This is a genomic window from Coleofasciculus sp. FACHB-1120 (genome assembly GCF_014698845.1).
GTDB lineage: Bacteria > Cyanobacteriota > Cyanobacteriia > Cyanobacteriales > FACHB-T130 > FACHB-T130.
Window position 1 is genome coordinate 377214 of the sequence record NZ_JACJTV010000002.1, and the last position, 19728, is coordinate 396941.

The 19728-nt window shown below is 46.1% G+C and carries 12 protein-coding genes; 3 read left to right on the forward strand and 9 right to left on the reverse strand.

Annotation, left to right across the window (positions count from 1 at the left end):
* Window positions 1–11 precede the first annotated feature (11 nt).
* The 7 genes from H6H02_RS27845 to H6H02_RS03795 form a co-directional block, all read right to left on the reverse strand.
* Complete coding sequence (locus H6H02_RS27845; protein WP_190814766.1) at window positions 12–2807, reverse strand: SpoIIE family protein phosphatase; 2796 nt, start codon at window positions 2805–2807, stop codon at window positions 12–14.
* Window positions 2808–3357: 550 nt separating this feature from the next.
* The gene (locus tag H6H02_RS03770; RefSeq protein WP_190814768.1) at window positions 3358–6342 is read right to left on the reverse strand and encodes a UPF0182 family protein; all 2985 of its coding nucleotides are present in this window, start codon (window positions 6340–6342) and stop codon (window positions 3358–3360) included.
* A 74-nt stretch (window positions 6343–6416) separates the two neighbouring features.
* Complete coding sequence (locus H6H02_RS03775; RefSeq protein WP_190814770.1) at window positions 6417–7703, reverse strand: glutamyl-tRNA reductase; 1287 nt, start codon at window positions 7701–7703, stop codon at window positions 6417–6419.
* Window positions 7704–7876: 173 nt separating this feature from the next.
* A complete protein-coding gene (gene glpX, locus H6H02_RS03780) occupies window positions 7877–8914 on the reverse strand; it encodes a class II fructose-bisphosphatase (protein ID WP_190814772.1) in 1038 nt (345 codons plus the stop codon).
* 193 nt (window positions 8915–9107) lie between these two features.
* Window positions 9108–10025, reverse strand: a complete 918-nt coding sequence (locus tag H6H02_RS03785; RefSeq protein WP_190814878.1) for an NAD(+) kinase — start codon at window positions 10023–10025, stop codon at window positions 9108–9110.
* Between the two features lie 118 nt (window positions 10026–10143).
* The gene (locus H6H02_RS03790; protein WP_190814774.1) at window positions 10144–11121 is read right to left on the reverse strand and encodes an SDR family oxidoreductase; all 978 of its coding nucleotides are present in this window, start codon (window positions 11119–11121) and stop codon (window positions 10144–10146) included.
* Between the two features lie 455 nt (window positions 11122–11576).
* Window positions 11577–11690 carry a PetM family cytochrome b6-f complex subunit 7 gene (locus tag H6H02_RS03795; protein ID WP_190415454.1) on the reverse strand — a complete coding sequence of 38 codons (114 nt, stop codon included), beginning with the start codon at window positions 11688–11690 and terminating at the stop codon, window positions 11577–11579.
* A gap of 49 nt (window positions 11691–11739) precedes the next feature.
* On the opposite strand from H6H02_RS03795, the gene pdxA reads away from it, so the two are divergent.
* Together pdxA and H6H02_RS03805 are read left to right on the forward strand one after the other, a co-directional pair.
* Window positions 11740–12927, forward strand: coding sequence for a 4-hydroxythreonine-4-phosphate dehydrogenase PdxA (gene pdxA, locus H6H02_RS03800; RefSeq protein ID WP_190814880.1), 1188 nt, complete (start codon window positions 11740–11742; stop codon window positions 12925–12927).
* Between the two features lie 100 nt (window positions 12928–13027).
* Entirely contained in the window at window positions 13028–14032 is a 1005-nt protein-coding gene (locus H6H02_RS03805) for a phosphodiester glycosidase family protein (RefSeq protein WP_190814776.1), read from the forward strand.
* A gap of 106 nt (window positions 14033–14138) precedes the next feature.
* On the opposite strand, the gene H6H02_RS03810 is transcribed toward H6H02_RS03805, so the two are convergent.
* Together H6H02_RS03810 and H6H02_RS03815 are read right to left on the reverse strand one after the other, a co-directional pair.
* Complete coding sequence (locus H6H02_RS03810; protein WP_190814778.1) at window positions 14139–14495, reverse strand: hypothetical protein; 357 nt, start codon at window positions 14493–14495, stop codon at window positions 14139–14141.
* Window positions 14496–15128: 633 nt separating this feature from the next.
* Window positions 15129–15806: a response regulator transcription factor gene (locus H6H02_RS03815; RefSeq protein WP_190814780.1), complete on the reverse strand. Its 678-nt coding sequence runs from the start codon at window positions 15804–15806 to the stop codon at window positions 15129–15131.
* Window positions 15807–15955: 149 nt separating this feature from the next.
* Here H6H02_RS03815 and H6H02_RS03820 point away from each other — a divergent pair, with 149 nt between their 5' ends.
* Window positions 15956–19723 carry a PAS domain S-box protein gene (locus H6H02_RS03820; RefSeq protein WP_190814783.1) on the forward strand — a complete coding sequence of 1256 codons (3768 nt, stop codon included), beginning with the start codon at window positions 15956–15958 and terminating at the stop codon, window positions 19721–19723.
* The last annotated feature ends 5 nt before the right edge of the window (window positions 19724–19728 follow it).

Consider the following 19728-nt stretch of genomic DNA (forward strand, 5'->3'; position numbering starts at 1 on the left):
CCAAACTCAGCTTATTTCTGTTTAAGAACGAGCAAAGTGATGTCATCGTAAATTTTTTGCTCACCGATATGCCGTCGCAGATCCTCAATTACAACTTGTTTAATTTCTCCAGCCGTGTGTAGGCAGTTGCGACTGACTATCTCACACAGCCGCTCTAATCCATATTGCACCCTGAATCTATCTTCGGCTTCAGTGATGCCATCGGTGTACAGCACCACTATGTCCCCTGAGTACAATTGCAACTGAATATGAGCGACGAAACTAGTAATATCTGCTTCTAGCCCAATCGGGAAGCCTAAATCAACCGTGTCAATCCGTTCCACCTGACCACCGGAACGCACAATAATCATTTCTTCGTGTTGCCCGGTCAGGCGCAGCGTTCCCCCTTGGTAGTCCAATAAGGAAAGGCTAAGATTTTTATCGGAACTCATCCGCTGTACATTGTGATAAATGGTTCGGTTGAGTACGTCCAAGAATTTTTTGGGGTCGGTTTCGTTGTTTTCCAGTAGCGTTCGGACTGCTGTCTGCACCATGATGGTTAAAACGCCGCTTTCGAGTCCGTGTCCGGTGACATCGCCGATCCCGATTTTGACTTTATCCTCGTAATGGAGTACATCGTAGTAGTCACCGCCTACCTCTTCAGCGGGTTCCATGAAGCTAGCAATCTCCAATCCGGCAATTGATTCAAGCTCTTGCTGTTTGGGCAGTAGCATCTGTTGCAGTCGGCGTGTCACTGCTAGCTCAGCGCTCATACGGATATTGTCAGCTTGAAGACGCTCGTTGAGGGCAAGAATCTCGGCGTTAGCGCGAGCGAGTTCGCTGGTACGTTCCTCAACTTTTTGTTCCAAAGTGTGGCTGTAATTCCGCACCGCTTCCTCAGCTTGCTGGCGCTCGGTAATATCGCGCACCAGTACCACATATTCTTGGAAGTCTTGATTGTAACGGTTGGAGACGGCTGCCTCAACAATGGTGGGATGTTCGGGCGTTTTTAAGGTGTGTTCGCTCCGACTCGACCAATCATTTGGCTGACCTACCAAGGCGGGAAATATCTGGTTGAGACGACATCCCAGGAGATTAGGAGCGATCGCGGTTAATAGTTGTTCGGCGGCTGGGTTGGCTTGACGAATGACGCCGTTTTCATCGACGACAAGAATCCCATCAATGGCAATGTTGAACAAATGCTCAGACTGTTCTCTGGCTTCGACGATTGCCGTCACTTGGGGCAAACTTGTCCAGCAAGCGATCGCTACTCCAACAAAGGCAGTGATCAGCAGCATCACCACATAGAGATTGTTGCCATTCTGACCCAGGTCTATCGTCCCAATTCTGGCTCTAAACATCCAGCTAATCGTAGCAGCGCTACAGATCAGTAAGATCAGGATGACTACCTGAAACGCCACAAAATCGGATATTTTAGTTTGCGCTCGCCCTCGGTAATGCTGAATCCACCAAGCCGGATGAAAGGGTGCTAAAGGGATGCGGCGCATCACCCGATCTGCTGCCAAAATCCCTATGGGAAATAGCAACCCAATCAGAAAGTCCCTCCAACCCCAAGCCAGACCCCCTACCACCAAGACAACGACTTCCAGCAAAAACAAGACCCCCGACCACCAAGGCAGAAATACCTCTGGTCTCTTTCGGCGCAGCCACAGTGCTAAATGCACCGACATGATCGAGACAAACCAGCCGGTGTTACTCACCACCGCAATCTGGGGAACATCTCCCCAAGCTAGACAGATGAAACTGAGTAACAACGTCAGCACCAAAGCGGGACCGAATACACCCCGTCGGGACACTACAGCGAAGACAGGAGATAAATGTCCGTCTACAGCAAGTTGGTACAGCATCCGGGGACAGTTGGAAACCACCGTCGCGCACGAGAGAAGCGACCCAGCGGCAAGAAAAAAGGTAACGATGATAGCTGCCGACTGTCCCCAAAACGGCGTGGAAACCGCTAACAAATTTAAGAAAGTATCACCACCTAGACCTGGATCGGTGGCTAAGCGCATCAGTACCCAGGAACCCCCCAGAAAGATGGGCGGCATAATCCAAGAGGAGATAGTTAGAAACCGCAATGTTTCATTAGGGCGGCGGCTATCGGCAACAAATGCAGACGCAGATTCACAAGCGTAGGTCGTGTAGGTGACGAAGAATAACCACTTCGCCCAATCCGCAAAAGAGGGAGGCGACCAACTGGTGGGGAAAAAGCCAGGACTCGCTGGGGAAATGGCTAACCAGCCGATGCCAAATAGACAAAAAGCGAGTAAAAGCCCAATTGCCGGGATGACAAAAAATAAGTGCAGGATACTTAAAGCGCGGGTGCCGCTAAACGCCAAAATAAAAGTAATTAGCGTAAAGCCAATTTTCACCAGAGTATCGGGACAGTCAATTCCTAAAGGCTCCAGGTTTACCTTAATTAGTTCGGTAAGGACAACCACGTTAATCGCCAGCGTCGAGACCCAGCTGAAGAAGTAACCAACTGCCGCGTAACGGGCTAGCCCCGGATAGTGCTTTAGCAACCGGGTGGTATAGTTGGGCGTACCTCCCGCTACGTCAGGAAAATGCCTGCCTAAGCGTTTTACTTGTAGGTTTAGCAAGATGCCAAGGATCGTTCCTGGCAACCAGACAAAAATAGCCCCCGTACCGAGAGCAATGTGCAGTGCGGGGGCAATGGCAGGCCAAGAGATATGAGCCGTTACACCAAAGCCCCACGTTTCCAGAGAGCTAAGACTGCGGGGTAAGCGCGAAGCTGAGAGCCGATTTGGAGGAGCCGAGCCGATTGTTGTCGGCAATGGTGTTGAGGTCATCAGGTTTATTCGTGTTTTTATGTCAATTTATTTTCAGCGCTTGACAATGAGAGCGATCGCGATTGAGATTTAGGAGAATTCATCGCAGTCGGATACTTTCTTTTAATTTACTTTTTAAATTTCTATGTCGAACTATTTCTGTTTGAGAACTAGCAAACTGATGCTGTGGTAAATCCTTTGTTCTGCAAATTTTCGCCGGTTCTCAATACAACCTGTTTTAGCCAGTATTACATCCCGGACCTGTTTTCGGCTTCGGTAATTTCATCGGTTCTACCGATTTATTTTCTCTAGATAACTTACCCATCTATTCAGAGTTGAATAGCAGTGACTGAAGCCCTAAACTAAAATTTAGGCTAAAAGCTCACAATCCGTTGCAATGAGTTCAAAGCTTAACCAGTAAGCTTTAAATTGATATAGATTCTCGCTGTAAAATTTATTTTCAGGCTCCTAAGCCAGTGCCATTCATTCATCATTGATTGTTCTTAGGGCCGCCATCAACCCTGAACCAGAAACTTTTCTACAAACCGTTAAATTTCTTTTATTAGCCTATTCAAGGAGCAACGGAGGGTTCGACTGGACGGATAATTGCTGGGGTAGCTGATTCTTCGGGTTGGAAGATTGCCTGAAGTGCTTCTTCTAGAGTTTCTGCCATAACGATACGGTTTTCGTAGGCAACAATCACTCTCACTAATGTTGGCAGACTATTTTGTTCAGCTTCTAGATAAAGAGGTTCGACGTAGAGAAGCGATTGTTCAATCGGAATTACCAATAAATTCCCTTGAATTGCTCTTGAACCTTGACGATTCCACAGAGAAATCTGTTGAGAAATAACCGGATCTTGGTTAATCAACGCTTCAATCTGCTCGGTTCCGTAGATTAATTGTTGCTTAGGAAATTGATAAAGTAACAGCTTACCGTAGTTTTCTCCATCGGAACGTGCTGCTAACCAAGCAATTAAGTTATTGCGTTGTATCGGAGTGAAGGGCAACAGCAAGATAAATTCTTCTTCTTGGGCTGTTGGCAGCCTCATAATTAGAAAGTAGGGTTCTACTGCTTGCTGTTCAGCGGCATAAATTTCCATCGGAATGCGCCACTGATCTTCGCGGTTGTAGAACACCTGCTGATCTGTCATATGGTAGGTTAGTAATCGTTCCGATTGGGTGGTGAAAAAGTCCATCGGATAACGAATATGACTGCGTAAGGTAGCTGGCATCTCGTTTAAGGGTTTGAAGAGTCCCGGAAAGATGTCACTCCAGCTATGAATAATTGGGTCGTTCGGATCGGCGATGTAGAAGTTAGCAGAACCGTTGTAAGCATCGATGACGACTTTAACAGAATTCCGCATATAGTTAAAGTCATACTTGCCTGGGTCAGAGTAGGGATAGCGATCGCTGGTTGTATAAGCATCGACAATCCAGTACAAGTAACTTTGAGTCTCGTTGTCGCCAGCATTCGCCGCGACCAAATAAGGTTCGCTATCGTATCGCAAAAAAGGCGCGATCGCTCGAATTCTCTGATTAATATTGCGGCGAAACAACAACTTAGTTTTTGGCGTAAAGTCCCGCGTTAGCAACATTTGCCAGTCTTTTAAATACTCGGAAAACAACAACCGCCGCCACCAAGCACCGATAGAAATACCGCCGCGACCATCATAAGTATTGTAAACATTCTCGTCGCCACTCGGAAAATCTAACTCTCTCGCTCTTGTTGATGTCATCACATAGGTGTTGCTGATTTCACCGTAGTAAATCCGAGGCGTTTCAATCGGAATACTCGCTCGAATTGCTTCGCTAGATGTCTTTAAAGTGCCTGCTTCACCCCCTTCCGTACCAATATCTCTGACAAAATAGTCTGGTAGTCCACCTTGACCGACTGTATTGACTGGAGAAAGAGTAAAACCGTAACCATGAGTGTAGACTAGGTGTTCGTTCACCCAAGTCTGCGCCTGTTGGGGAACCGAACTATAGTCTAATTCCCGCGCAGCGATGAGTACCTGTTGTCTTGACGTTGCGGGCGTTTTTTGTGCAACCTCCTCAGTTTTCAACGTATATCTATCGATATCAGCATCGGGGAACTGGTAATAAAGTCTGATTTGCTGTAACTGGCGGTTAGTTTGTAAAAGTGGTCGCGTATCCCAAAGGCGAATATTATCAATCGTTAGGTCGTTATTCTGCAAGTCATCTGCGGTGAGTTGACCTGTGGGATTAAAGGTTTGGACTTCAATATCCTCTAAATCGAATGCCTGACGTGTAAAAGCAATGCTGCGTTGTATAAAAGGTCTTTCTCGTTGGAGTTCGTTAGGCTGAACGATAAGGCGTTGAACTGCGGCGGGTAAGACAATTAGAAATGAAAAATTAAAAATTAAAAATCCCAACAAAACAATTTTTAATTTAAAAGCTTTAATTTTTAATTGAATTGTCTGCCAGAACAGGAACAGCGCCATCGCTAGTGAGAAAAAGCTCAATCCGGTATAAAGTGGCAATCGCACGCTGACATCGGTATAACTGGCACCATAGGTAACGCCGGTGGTGGAATACAGCAATTGATAGCGCAATAACCAATAACCGAGAGCGAGAGCAGTACAGAGGAACCCGCCAAGTCCGCACAAATGGCGAATCTGCGATTTGGAAAACCCTAGAAATCTTCCCTCACTAAAACTATCTCCGGACAGCACATATATTAGAGTGACTGCGACAAAACCATACAAAAATAGCCCGAAAAACCAAAATTCTAGTAATTCCCAAACAGGCAACTGAAAGACATAAGAACTGATATCTCGCCCAAATAAGGGGTCAACACTGTTAAAACTGGTGGGATGGAAATACTGTAAAATTCTCGCCCAGTGGCTTGATAGCACCAGTCCAAAGAATAAACTGAGGACAAGCGCGATCGCAGTTAACAAAAACTGCGGATAAATCAACACCAGCGCCGCTGATACCAACACCACGACAACCTGCCAGATGCTAGAGAGCATCTTTCTACCCATCTGCCAGATCAATTCAGGCTGAAACCAAACCGGCAACAGAGGAGATACGCTTGGCAACCCGGCCTTAGAATGCCAATAACTCGCGGCTATTTGACCATAGTGCAGCAGCATCAACCCAATCGCTAAACTGAGTACCCCTAGCAAAGGCAAAAGCGATCGCAATTTTAGTGCTGAAGACTGAGGACGGATCGAAGAAAAGGATTCTCTTCGATCCTCTTCACTTAAAACTTGCTCCCCCCTAACTCCCGCGCTAACGTGCTGCTTCGCGAGAAAAAAGGGAGAATCAACCTCTCCCTTTTTAAACCCTGTTGGGGGAATCTCTTGAGAATACTTAAGACGATGGGCAAGATATAGATTACCCAGTAAAAAGCCAGCGGTGACGATAAATGCGATCGTCCCCAACGCCGCCTGAGTGCTTAACCTGAGAAAAAACGCCGGGAGATATCCGACTTCCTGAAACCAAAAAACATCTGCTACTAGGTAGGCGACTAGATCGAAGGCTAGCCACATTCCTAGTAGCAGTACAATTCCTGGAAAAATTCGATTCATTATTCCTTGTTCGTTGTTCCTTGTTCGTTGTTCATAGAAGTTGCCATGAACCCTGAACGATGAACTCGGAACGATTAGCTAAATTGTTCGCCTATATCCAGGTTAAACAGGGTTTGGAGTGCCTGCATCGCTTTGCGTCTGGCTTCGATATCTTGTTGCGATCGCAGTTGTACCATCGGATCGTGCAGAATTTTGTTAACAATTCCGCGCGTGAGTGCTTCGATAACTTCTTGATGTCTTTCGGCAAATTCCGTACCCAAGCGAGACAAAGCTTTTTCTAACTCTTGAGTGCGAATTGTTTCCATTTTATCGCGCAGGCAGCTGATGGTAGGAACGGTTTCAAGCGATCGCCACCAGACATCAAAGGCTTCCACCTCTTCTTCTAGCAGCCCCTGAGCTTCCATTGCCATCTTGCGGCGGCTTTCGTGATTCTGAGCCACCACTGCCTTTAAGTCATCGACATTAAACGCCTGCACATTGTCGAGATCGTTAACATCTCCATCCACGTTACGTGGCACGGAAATGTCAAAGATCATCAAACCTCGGTGCGCTTCTAGGTGAATTTCCAGCTTCGACCGATTTAACAGGGGTTCTGTGGAAGAAGTACTGGTAAACACCAAGTCTGAGCTAGCAATCTCTGACATCATTTCCGACAGCGGATACAGTTGCAACTGCGCCTCTGGGAACTGATTCGCCAATTCCTGCGCCCGCTGCATAGAGCGGTTCAGCACCGAGATGTGAACCGCTCCTTTTGCCAGTAAATGTTGCACTAACAGCCGGGACATTTTCCCAGCGCCCAAAATCGTCACTCGACAAGCTGCCAAGTTCTGGGCTTTAATCTGGGCTAACTCTACCGCCGCTGAACTGATGGAGACAGCACCCGTCCCGATACTGGTTTCCGTCCGGACTCGCTTCCCAGCCGTCAGCGCTTGCTTGAACAAACGATTCAGGATGCTACCGATGCCCTTGTATTGCTGTCCCAGTTTGTGGGTATGTTTCACTTGCGCCAGGATTTGCCCTTCGCCCAGTACCAAACTATCTAAACCTGCTGACACTCGCATCAAGTGCATGACTGCATCTTCATGCAACAAAACAAATAAGTGTTGTCGCAGCTGATGGAGGGGAAGCTTGCTGTGTTCGGAAAGAAATTGGGTAACTTCCCGAACACCTTGTTCGGTTTCATGAGCAACGATGTAAATTTCCAGGCGGTTGCAGGTGCTAAGAATCGCGACTTCTGCAATGTGGGGGTAGCTCAGGAGGTCAAGAGTTGCACCTTCACAAGCTGGCTCTGGAATACTTAATTTTTCCCGAATCTCAACCGGCGCTGTTTTATGGCTAAGACCTATGACTGCAATATTCATTTGCTAATTGCTAATTACTAATTGCTTATTGGGTTGATGGTTAAAAGATTAGAAGATTGAAGATTAGAAGGTTGAAGATTAGAAGGTTGAAGATTAGAAGGTTGAAAGTGAACTTGCACAACCTTCAACCTGCAACCGACAACCTGCAACCCAATATCCCGATTATCCGCAGACTACCTTAATTGCAGTTGCTTCGGCTCTTCAAACATGTGGATCGTGTCAACAAAGCGGGCGGTCTGCGACTGGCTGGAAATAACCAAGCTTTGAGTCCGTGCCCCACCCTTGAAGAACCGGACGCCTTCCATCAGTGTTCCGGGGGTGATGCCACAAGCTGCGAACAGAACCGTCTTACCAGAGGCGAGTTCCTCAGCACCGTAAACTTTGTCTGGGTCTGTGATGCCCATGCTATTAAGCCGTGCGATATTGCTCTCTCTGCTCTCTCCAATCAATCCAGTTTTCACCACATCTGGATCGTAGATCAGCTGACCTTGGAAGTGTCCACCCAGACAGCGCAGAGCGGCGGCTGAGATGACACCTTCGGGGGCAGCACCAATTCCCATCAAAGCGTGAATATTGGTACCAGAAAAGGCGCAGGAGATGGCAGCAGAAACGTCACCATCGCTGATCAGTCGCACTCTGGCACCGGCTTGCCGGATTTCTTGAATCAGCTCTTTGTGACGGGGGCGATCCATCACCACGACTACCAGTTCCTCAATCGAGCGACTTAGGCACTCGGCGAGAATTTTCAGGTTTTGGGTAGCGGACTTGTTAATGTCAACATGACCGCGTGCTACTGGGGGCGCTGCCAGCTTTTTCATGTAGAAGTCAGGAGCGGCAAATAAACCGCCTTTCTCAGCAATTGCCAGAACTGCCATTGAACCATTTTGACCGTAGGCAACGAGGTTGGTGCCTTCGCAAGGGTCAACGGCAATATCAATCTCAATTAATTCATCTGGGTTGCAGTAAGTTTTGGCATCTTCGCGGGTACAGATACCAACTTCTTCTCCGATATACAACATGGGGGCATCATCGCGTTCGCCTTCACCGATGACGATCCGACCCCGCATATAAATTTTGTTCATCCGCTCCCGCATGGCTTCCACAGCCACTTGGTCAGCAATGTTTTTTTCGCCTTTGCCCATCCACCGGGAGGATGCGATCGCAGCCTGCTCCACTACCTCTATAATTTCTAATCCCAGCGTGTTTTCCACAAAAATTATCCTCTCAACTGCTTGATTTAGCGTCGTTTCATCTGGCGATTCCAGTTAGAAGTCTATCAGAGGGGGGATACCCAAAGCTGGAGATTAACGGCTTGGTTTATGTTAACTTTTGTAATTCGTCCGGCTGACGGGTCATGGGTGATTCGTTAGGAAATCACGAATAACTCATGACTCTTGGCGTTCTCTAGGGCAATTCAACCGACGTCGGTTTAGCAATGTGAGGCAGACCCCAACCGAGTTTTTCTCGTAAAATTCGGAAAAACTCAGGGGATTGTAAGCGGATGAATCGAGCCGAAAAGGGCGATCGCTCTAGATACACCCGATCTTCTGGCAATACATAGCACCCAGCATTCCCATCCACCACCATCACCAGTCGGTTAGGATTCGCGGGGAAAATCGTCACAGGTTCGCTATCTGCAAACACCAACGCCCTAGACGCCAATGAATGAGGACAAATCGGCACCAACTGTAATGTCGGCACTCCAGGCGTCACCACCGGCCCCCCAGCACTCAATGAGTAAGCCGTTGAGCCAGTCGGAGTCGAGATAATCACCCCATCTGCGGCAATATCCATCAGCGCGTGACGCCCAATCAGCACCTCAAAATGGCACATACTGGTGAGCGGTTCCCGATGAATCACCATTTCATTCAGGCACAGTGCTTCCCACAGCCGGGTATTCTCTCGAAATAGCTGCACCGAGAGCATCGCCCGCTCTTCGACTTCATACTCCCCAGACATGAGCATTTCCAGCGCTTGCGGTATCTGGTTCACATAAGCTTCAGTAAGAAAACCCATGTGCCCAGTATTCACCGCCAGCAAGGGAATCCCGCAAGGTGCCACTTGGCGAAATGCCGCCAGAACCGTGCCATCTCCCCCCAGCACCACAGCAAATTTCATCTCTTTATCAAAGCCAGGGGGGGCCAGGGAATCAATCGGGGTATGACATACCGGACGATCGGGGCGAGAATATCCCAAAATTCCACCGGAACCCGTTGTCATGCAAACTTCCCAACCAGCGGCTGTCAGCTTGTCCTTTAACTCTGTTGCAGCGCGACAAGCTACAGGTTTGGTGTCATTGTAAATAATCCCTGCTTTGGGCACGCTTCGAGTCCGGTAGTAGTTCATTTTTAATTGTTAGCGATCGCGGGTTGGTTTTTATATATGTAAACTATTAAAAACCAACAACTAACAACTCACTTTGCTTTGAGCCTGTAATCAGTCAAGATGTATAGGGCATCTTCTTTTTACTCTGCTTTTTATTTTTTGATTTTTCGTAATCAATTTCCTTGAGTTTTTTCAAGATGCGACTGAAGTAGTCTTGCAGGTATGCCTCCAAAGTCGTGATTTGGGCTGGGTCTATCCCAAAGACTTGATAAACCTCATCCATCGACGCATTTAGGGGTTTGCCGGTCGCTACTACTTCTGCAAAAGCCAATCTATCTGCTAGATTCCAGCCCCACTCAAAAAAGCGAGCGATCCGTCGCACTGTCCGCAGTAAGCCCAAAGGCATTCGCGTTACCTTGGATTCTCGCCCAGAAAGACGTTCGCACAGGCGGATAATTTCATAAGCACCCCAAGCGCGAGAACCGACAATCGGGAAGGTTTTCTTTTCGGTTTCCGGAACCTTTAAGGCTTTGATTGCAAACTTAGCAATATCCTGAGTGTCCATGTAAGCCACCGGAGAGGTGTCCCCTGTCACCCATACAGCTTGCCCATCTAAGATCGGCACTGCATACTGACCAATCAGCCCCTGCATAAAGCCGCAAGGTCGCAAAATGGTGTAATTTAACCCGGATTCTGCCAAGAAAAGCTCCGTACATCGCTTGATTTCCATCAACGGGACTTCGGGGTACTTTTCAGCATCCAAGATGGAGAAGAAGATAAAACGCTCAACTTTGGCAGCGGTGGCAGCTTGAATCAGTGCTACTTTGCCATCCCAGTCTACCTGTTTGATACTGGTGCCGTCTGTCGGTCGTGAAGTTGCCGCATCAATCACGGCTGTGACACCTTCAAAGGCTGCTTTCAGGCTTTCAGGATTGGTGAGATCGCCGCCGAATAACTCAGCGCCCCATTCTTTTAAAAATGCCGCCTTCTTCGCACTTCGTACCAGACAGCGAACTTGATAGCCCTCTTCTATTGCCCGACGAGCCACCTGTCTGCCCAGGGTGCCGGTGGCACCGACAATTAATAAAGTCATCTAGTAATTAGTAAGGAATCTTAAACTTTCTATAAGATGTTATCAGAAATCTCAGAATTAACGCAAAGAAAGTTTACAAAAATAGTAAACCCAGCGATCGCGCACCTCAATTGTCAGTCGCTAATCCTGTGAAAATACCCAATAGCAAATTCTCGCCAGATGACAAAGCAACGGGCGAGGAACAGATTAACGATTCGTTTTTATGGCAACGGACAAGCCGCTAGGCGCGTTGATGGAAGACGCACTAGCGTCGCCTGCCCTTGCTTTCAGGGGTTGCCCTTAGCTACCGTGTACATCACAAGTCTTCTAATGTTGCCCCACAACGTTTTGATCCCCCCTACCCTCCTTAAAAAGGGGGGAAATCCAATCAAAGTCCCCCTTTTTAAGAGGGATGCAAGGGGGATCGGAGAGCGTTTCGCATCCTGTACAAGATGTGTGTACACGGTAGGTTGCCCTTAGAGGGACTCGTTTTCTCCACCTTGGATTTTGAGTAACAAAAAGCCCAGACCCAGACCCACTAAAATCAGGGTAGAGGACAATATAGCTGCATTAAAAATCTCACCGCTCATCGGTTGTAGGCTCCTTAGGAATCAATTAAAAAGTTTAGAGTATTTTAAACTGAAAGCTGTGAAAACTTTCTTTACACAAACACCTACCACTCTCACGCAACGGCAAGAACGTCCTCGGTTAGCGGTAACACTGGGAGATCCGGCGGGGATTGGGCCAGAGGTGGTGCTGAAGGCATTGGCAGATCCAACGGTTATCGAAAATTGCGAGATTACAGTCGTTGGCAGCCGGGGACTGTTGCAAGAAACTTATCATCGATTGACCGGACAACCTAGGGGCACGATGCCGCGTCCCTCCCAGCGACAGGAACAAAGCCTGCCTAAACAAGCTTTAGAAGCGGGTGGGAAGGCATCTGAGTTGGTGTCAGCACCGCTAGCAGACCCGGCACATTTATCAATTCTTGATGTCCCACTAGATGGGGAAATAGAGCGGCAAATCAAGATTGGGACGGGGAATGCTGCGAGTGGCGCGGCTAGTTTTGCTTATATGGAAACTGCGATCGCGCAGACCCTTGCGGGTGAGTTCCAAGGCATTGTTACAGGCCCGATTGCGAAATCTGCTTGGAAAGCCGCAGGATATGATTATCCGGGTCAAACGGAACTGTTGGCCAAGCGTTCCGGCGTCCAGCGCTTTGGGATGTTATTTGTGGCGCGATCGCCTCATACTGGTTGGACACTCCGCACTTTACTTGCCACGACTCATATTCCCCTCCGTCAAGTCGCTGAGGTGCTGACACCGCAACTGCTGACGAATAAGCTTGATTTGTTGCTGGAATGCTTAAAAGCAGATTTTGGGATAGAAAAGGCAAAGATAGCGATTGCTGGATTAAATCCTCACAGCGGCGAACAAGGACAACTAGGACGAGAAGAAATCGACTGGTTAATCCCTTGGCTAGAGGAAGAGCGACGGCGACCCGATCTGCAACTAGATGGCCCGATTCCCCCAGATACGATGTGGGTCAAGCCTGGTCAAGCCTGGTTCGGTTCAAATGGCATCTCATCTGCTCACGATGCTTACCTGGCACTCTATCATGACCAAGGCTTAATCCCCGTTAAACTAATGGCATTTGACCGAGCAGTCAATACTTCTATCGGTCTTCCCTTCATCCGCACCTCCCCCGATCACGGAACTGCTTTTGATATCGCTAGTCAGGGAATTGCCGATGCTACCAGTATGAAGGCAGCGATTCAACTTGGGGCTGAATTAGCCGCTCGGAGGATAGCCGCGAACGATCTGTAGCTCTCGCTAGCGAATCAAATATCGTCAGCCAGGTTAATTCGAGAAGAGATTGTTCATGTTTGCATATTTGATTTTTAGTGCGATCGCTCAAAGCATCTACTTGAGCGCTCCAATTCCTGCATTGATATTTGAGAACGATCGAGCCAAGTCCGAGCGAATAGCAGCCTCAGCAGTACCAACGAAGTCCGCCTTCGCAAACTCAAGGTATTTAAAAACCGCACAGACGGGTTTTGCCGTTTTGCCTGTTGCTTATGTAGCCGCGCATTCTATTCGCCAGGAATATTCTCCAGCGTGGGATGCTAGAAACAGTATTTCCTCACAAACATCATTTATTAAACGCGATCGCAATCAAAAATTCTTGCCTCTTGGTTTTAAAGCGATTAGAAGTGCGCCAGGAGCTACGCTTTATCACCAAAACTCTGATTACGTGCAAGTTGTTGATTTGAGCAAAGGCGCGTCTGTCAAGTTTTTTTATGGGGAGATTACCAATCCCGGTAAGAGACAAGGCGCTTATGGAGGAAACGATCCTAAGTTAAGACGCCAAACGCTGACGCAAGCCTGGGAAAGTTTCTATTCTTTCAATAAAAAGGCTTTTTCGATAACGAATGGTCAGTTCTTCAGGAACGATCCTAACTCCGCCACTATCACTAACTTAGCTTTTCCAGTTAAAGTTAATGGAACTATTGTGAGTGATGGATATGCAGGGGAGAGTGAATTTGCTAGCCAAAAGCTGATGCTTGCAGTTTGGAATAATCGCGCAGAAATTAGCGCATTTAAGGGTAAGAATTCTCTTTACGCTTCTTCAGCGCCTAATATCATTGTTGGCTTGAGTGAAAAGGCGAATAAATCTATAAATAAAAATCTGGGTAGAACTTTTATGGGGGTTGGAGATGGCGACTCTAACGGAATTTACGAAACAGTTTTAATTTTTAATTCGAGTGATTCAACTCAGTTTCATGCAGCGGAGACACTGAAAAAGTTTGGTGCAGATAAAGTAATTATGCTTGATGGTGGTGGATCTTCACAGTTGCTTGCTCAGGGTAAAAATTATATTAAATCCACAAGAACCATTCCCCAAACCATCGGTGTGGTAAGCACTCCCTGAGCTAAGAGTAGGCAGAAATAAGGATGCGATCGCAAGGAAGACCTTGTTGAACCAGGTAAGGTGCGATCGCATATTTTTTTTCCTTTTTCACTTTAACCTTTGCAAATTAGGTAAACCAAGTAGATGGAGAAAAACTCTGCTCAGATGAGTTAGAAAGTTGATGTTGAATCCAATCTCTCTTCTTTTGGATAATCTCAAAAATTCCTTGACGAATTACTGTTTCTATGTGTAGCTTTCTTTCTCCAGAGCAGTAACGACGATTGCATTGCTCTGAAATTTTCTGACCATCCTTAATCACAGCGTATACGTTAGGAACTCGGCTCAAGGTATAGTTCATTAATTCTTTATATAATCTAGAATTTAAAAAAGCTCCGTATTCAAAATATTCTTGTTCATTGTCTAAGATTTGAGCAATTTCATCGGCAACCCATAACATTGTTAAATTGATGGTTCGATCAGCCATTTCAACCTCACTTTTTGGCAAGTTGACATTCTGGTTTTGTCTAGTTAATTTTATAACTTATATCTATTGCTGAAAGCTAGATTTATTGGTTTATTCACCTGTTCACTTTTAGAAATATCAAAAGTTTTCCCAAAATTTGCTAATTTGAAAACAAAATATACTCGCTTGTCTTTTCTAAAAATTCTCCAAGTAAAGATACAGATAGAGATAAAATCACTTGCTTTTGAAGAGACCACAATAGTTCCTACAAGCTGGATAATAGGTAATAAGTTCCCTCACCCATCCAATTTAAGGGTTTCTTGCTTAGAGGTTTTTGTTAACATCGACTGCTTTGCAAGTTCAAGGCATGAATATTAACATTAAACTCACATTAAATTGGATGAATATCAATTTTATCAAGTCCAGGGAGAGCATACTGGATTAATCGTTTCTAGCCTATGCCGACTAACCCAGCCTGCATTAAAAGGAGGTCGTCAGATTGGGAAACAGACTCTAGACTGTTTTGAATTTAAGATTACGTCTCAAATGTAAAAAAATAGAGAAGAAATCGGGAAGAAATCGGGAAGAAATGAAAAAAACAGTAAAGTTTTGTAAGGAAAATTTTGCTTGGTGTATGTTCCCAAAGCATCAAATTTAAGATGGCTGTTTAAGGCGATACCCAATCCCGTGAATTGTCTCAATCAAATCAGGCGGCGCTCCCACTGCTCTGAGTTTTTGCCTTAGGCTTTTAATATGGGCTTTAACCGTCTCCTCCTCTGGGGGTTCCTCCAGAGACCATACGTGTTCAATGATACTACTGCGGCTGAGTACCCGCCGACCATTGCGGAGGAACAGCTCCAATAAAGAATACTCTTTACGGGTTAAGTGCAAGAATTGCTCAGCATAGCTAACTTCATAGGTACTAGGGTTAAAGCGTAAGCTGCCCCACTCTAGCACTGGGGATGCCGAGGAACTCCCTCGACGCAACAAAGCGCGTATCCGGGCTAATAATTCTGGCAGATCAATTGGTTTAACAATATAATCATCTGCTCCAGCATCTAACCCAGTCACTTTATCCGTGCTGGTATCGCGGGCAGTCATCATCAAGATTGGTTGGTTGTAGTCATGAGATCGCAAACGACGGCAAAGGCTTATGCCATCTAGCTTAGGCAGCATTACATCCAGCAAAATTAAGTCATACGCAAGGGTTTGAACTTGCTCCCATGCACTTTCTCCATCTGTAACCACATCAACCACATAAATTTGGTCAGTAAGAGCTTCTACTAAAGCTTCCGCAAGACGCAAATCATCTTCTATGAGAAGGATTCTCATTGCATAAATTGCTTTTAGTTGATAGGAAATGGGAAATAAAGACGATTAAAAAGTTTCTAATTGGCTAAACTGCCCTACCCATAGAATATCATCTATCATTCAGAAGATTAACGCAGCATAAACAGTAACTTCAGCCAAAAATTACTGCTATGAAGTGGTCTATAAAAAAAACAATTATTATCAGTGGTTTAGGATTGGCATTGTTGCTACTTGCCGCAACGAGTACAGCTTCGTATTGGAGCATGACTCGACTGATCGAAAGCCATGCATTGATACAGCGCACCAATCAAGTTGTGCAGAATCTTGAGGAAATCCTTCCCACGATAAAAGATATTCAAGCAAAAGAACGTAACTACATCCGAACCGGCAACGAAACTTGGCTGAACGCCGATCTTGCTGCTAGCCCGGAAATTGGTTCAAAAATCCAAAAGCTCCGAAAGTTAACTGGCGATCGCTTTACCCAACAGACAAAGTTGAATGTGCTTGAGTCTTTAGTAACGAAAGAAGTCGCGAAGGAACTCCCTGTACTCAAAAAATCGGTTTCCCTGCCGCAGGAAAACGATAAAGATGGGGCGGTTCAGATTGCTCAAACGGAGGAAGAACAGAAGCGTCAGGGTGAAATTCGCCAGTTAATCCAGCAGATGCAGAAAGACGAGCAAGCATTTTTACAGCAGCGATCGCTAGCAGTCTCAACCAGCGCCCAAAATATAATTCTGATGCATTATCTTGGCACTAGCTCGATCTTTTTGCTTTTATGCTGGGTCTACTTGCTTCTTTATAGCGAAAATATCAAGCGTCAACGCGCAGAGGAAGCACTCAGAAAGGTTAATGAACAACTAGAAATCAGAGTTCAGGAACGAACCGCAGAAATCGTTAGTACGAATGAATTGCTGCTGGCTGAAATTATCGAGCGCAAGCGAGCCGAAGAAGCCTTACATCTGACCCAATTTTGTGTCGATCGGGCAGTATATGCGATCGCTTGGATAAATCTGGAGGGGCGTTTTATCTATGTAAACGACGCCCTTTGTCATTCCATCGGTTATTCACGGGAAGAATTACTCTCGATGAACCTACCGGACATAAATCCGGACATTCTCTCAGCAGTCTATCCAGAGATTTGGCAAGCAATCAAGCAAGGCGGCTCTCTCTCTCTGGAGTCTCATCATCGTTGCAAAGATGGCAGGATATTCCCTGTTGAGGTGACATGCAATTACTTGCAGTTTAAGGGCAAGAAGTATGTTAGTTTTTTTGCTCGCGATATTAGCGATCGCCTGCGGCACGCTACGCTACGCCAACAAGCAGAATTCGCTCTTCGAGAGAGCGAACAACGGCTCCAGGCAATTCTAGATAACTCCCCAGCAATTATCTACCTTAAAGACAATTCTTGCCGTCACATTTTGGTCAATCGCCAGTTTGAAAATTCATTACACGTCACTGCACAGGAAGTTATAGGCAAAAACGATTACGATATATTTCCCAAGGAAATCGCCGATAGGTTGGTATCAAACGACAAAATAGTCCTTGAGTCTGGACGTTCTTTTGAGTTTGAAGAACTTATTCCTTGCCCCGACGGCATCCGCACTTACTTATCCCTGAAGTTTCTCATTTATAACGCCGAAGGAATTCCCTATGCAATTGGCGGTATCTCCACCGATATTAGCGATCGCAAAGCTGCTGAAGAAGCACTGAGAGTCAGTGAGGAACGCTTTCGGATTGCGCTCAAAAATTCACCTATCATTGTCTTCAATCAAGACACCAATTTACGCTACACCTGGATAAATCATCCTACCTCAAGATTCGTACTCGGAAAATTAGAATCAGAAGTCTTTACACCTGAAGATGCTCAACAGATGGTAGCAATTAAGCGCCCAGTGCTGGAAACCGGCATTGGAACGCGCACACAGATGTGTATTACCCTTAACGGAGGAGTTCGCCACTACGATTTAACCGTAGAGCCGTTGCGTAATCCGGCAGGGGAAATCGTTGGCATTACCGGCTCAGCGATGGATATTACCGATGTCCGTATTCGGGAAGAACAACTGCGAGCAATCTTTGAGGGCGCACTCGAAGCAATATTAATTACAGATAACGAGGGCGCTTATGTAGAGGGAAATCCCGCCGCCTGCCAACTGTTAGGAATGCAAGTTTCAGAACTCCTGGGAAAGCGGATTGCAGACTTTGTGGAGCCTTGTTTCGATTTTGAACAGGCGTGGCACAACTTCCAAAAACAAGGGCTGGCAACCGGAGAATTGCGCCTCCTTCATCCGGATGGAAACGTGCGAGAAGTTGAGTATGCTGCTAGAGCTAATTTTCTTCCTGGGCGAAATCTATCAGTGTTACGCGACATTACCATGCGTAAGCAAGCGGAGGCAGCGCTGCGGGAGAGTGAGGCTCGCTTCCGCATGATGGCTGATAGCGCCCCCGTTATGATCTGGATGTCCAATCCAGACGCACTTTATACGTTTTTCAACCAAACTTGGCTAAACTTTACCGGACGAAATCTAGAACAAGAACTTGGGAATGGTTGGTTGGAAGGCGTGCATTTTGAAGATATTCAGCATTGTTTAGATAGCTACTTATCCGCTTTCAATTCCCGAATTTCTTTTTGTATGGAATATCGGCTGAGAAGGGCTGATGGCGAATACGGTTGGATTTTAGATAAAGGAGTTCCCCGGTTTACCCCAGAAGGAGATTTTGCAGGTTATATCGGCACCTGCCTCGACATCACCGAGCGCAAAGCTAACGAGGAAGCGCTGAGGGAAAGTCAACGTTTCATCCAGAAGATTGCTGATACAACTCCTAATTGGCTCTACATTTATGACATAATCCAAGATTGTAATGTTTATGCCAATCGCCGGACGGAAGACTTTTTTCAATGTACCCAGGCGGAAATTCAAGCAATCGGTTCGCGGATTTTATCGGATTTTTTACACCCTGAAGATTTGGCTAAGGCTGAAGAATTTAACAAAGAATTTGCCGCTACTAAAGAGGGTCAAGTCATCGAAAAAGAATACCGCATGAAAAACGCCACAGATGAATGGCGTTGGTTTCGTATCAGTGAGGTTGTTTTTACGCGAACTGCTGACGGTAGACCCGAACAAATCCTGGGTACAGCGGTAGATATCACCGAGCTTAAAAGAGCTGAAGAAATTCATCTGGCGCTAGAAAGAGAAAAGGAACTAAGTCAACTTAAACAGCGGTTTTTTTCAATGGTTTCTCATGAATTTCGCACTCCAATTAGTACGATTTTACTCTCTGTCCAATCCTTAGAAAATTCCTTCGAGCGATGGTCAAAAGAGAAAGTATTGAAGAATATTTTTCGGATTCAAGCCAGTGCCAAACATATGGTTCAGCTATTAGAAGATATTCTAATCATCAATAGAGCTGAAGCAGGGAAATTAGAATTCAATCCTTCGTCTATTGATATCAGAAAGCTTTGCTACTACTTAACTGAAGAAATGCGGTTAATCGCGGGTAGTAAAAATTCAATAATATTTGTTAGCCAAGGGGATAGTCCAGAATTAGCTACAAAATCAGCAATCGATGAAAAACTTCTGCGCTCGATTATTACTAATTTACTCTCCAATGCGATTAGGTACTCCCCCCAAGGTAGTCATATTCATTTTTCCTTGGTTTGCGATCGCCAAGAAGCGATCCTGCAAATTAGCGATAAAGGCATTGGGATTCTGCCCGAAGACCAACCTCATCTATTTGAGCCGTTCTATCGAGGGGAAAATGTTGGAAATATCGCTGGTTCAGGGTTAGGGCTAACCGTGACGAAAAAGTGTGTGGACTTACACGGCGGCACAATTGCGGTAAAGAGTGAAGTCGGCGTGGGAACCACTTGCACGGTGACATTGCCTTTACACAATCCTTTACACAATCTGGAAAGGACAGCGAGTCTCCATCCCGACTAGAGCAG

Excerpts from the sequence above, each read along its gene's own strand:
- H6H02_RS27845 (WP_190814766.1), bottom strand. The coding sequence starts at position 2,807 with ATGACCTCAACACCATTGCCGACAACAATCGGCTCGGCTCCTCCAAAT.
- H6H02_RS03770 (WP_190814768.1), bottom strand. The coding sequence starts at position 6,342 with ATGAATCGAATTTTTCCAGGAATTGTACTGCTACTAGGAATGTGGCTA.
- H6H02_RS03775 (WP_190814770.1), bottom strand. The coding sequence starts at position 7,703 with ATGAATATTGCAGTCATAGGTCTTAGCCATAAAACAGCGCCGGTTGAG.
- H6H02_RS03790 (WP_190814774.1), bottom strand. The coding sequence starts at position 11,121 with ATGACTTTATTAATTGTCGGTGCCACCGGCACCCTGGGCAGACAGGTG.
- H6H02_RS03795 (WP_190415454.1), bottom strand. The coding sequence starts at position 11,690 with ATGAGCGGTGAGATTTTTAATGCAGCTATATTGTCCTCTACCCTGATT.
- H6H02_RS03810 (WP_190814778.1), bottom strand. The coding sequence starts at position 14,495 with ATGGCTGATCGAACCATCAATTTAACAATGTTATGGGTTGCCGATGAA.
- H6H02_RS03815 (WP_190814780.1), bottom strand. The coding sequence starts at position 15,806 with ATGAGAATCCTTCTCATAGAAGATGATTTGCGTCTTGCGGAAGCTTTA.
- H6H02_RS03820 (WP_190814783.1), top strand. The coding sequence starts at position 15,956 with ATGAAGTGGTCTATAAAAAAAACAATTATTATCAGTGGTTTAGGATTG.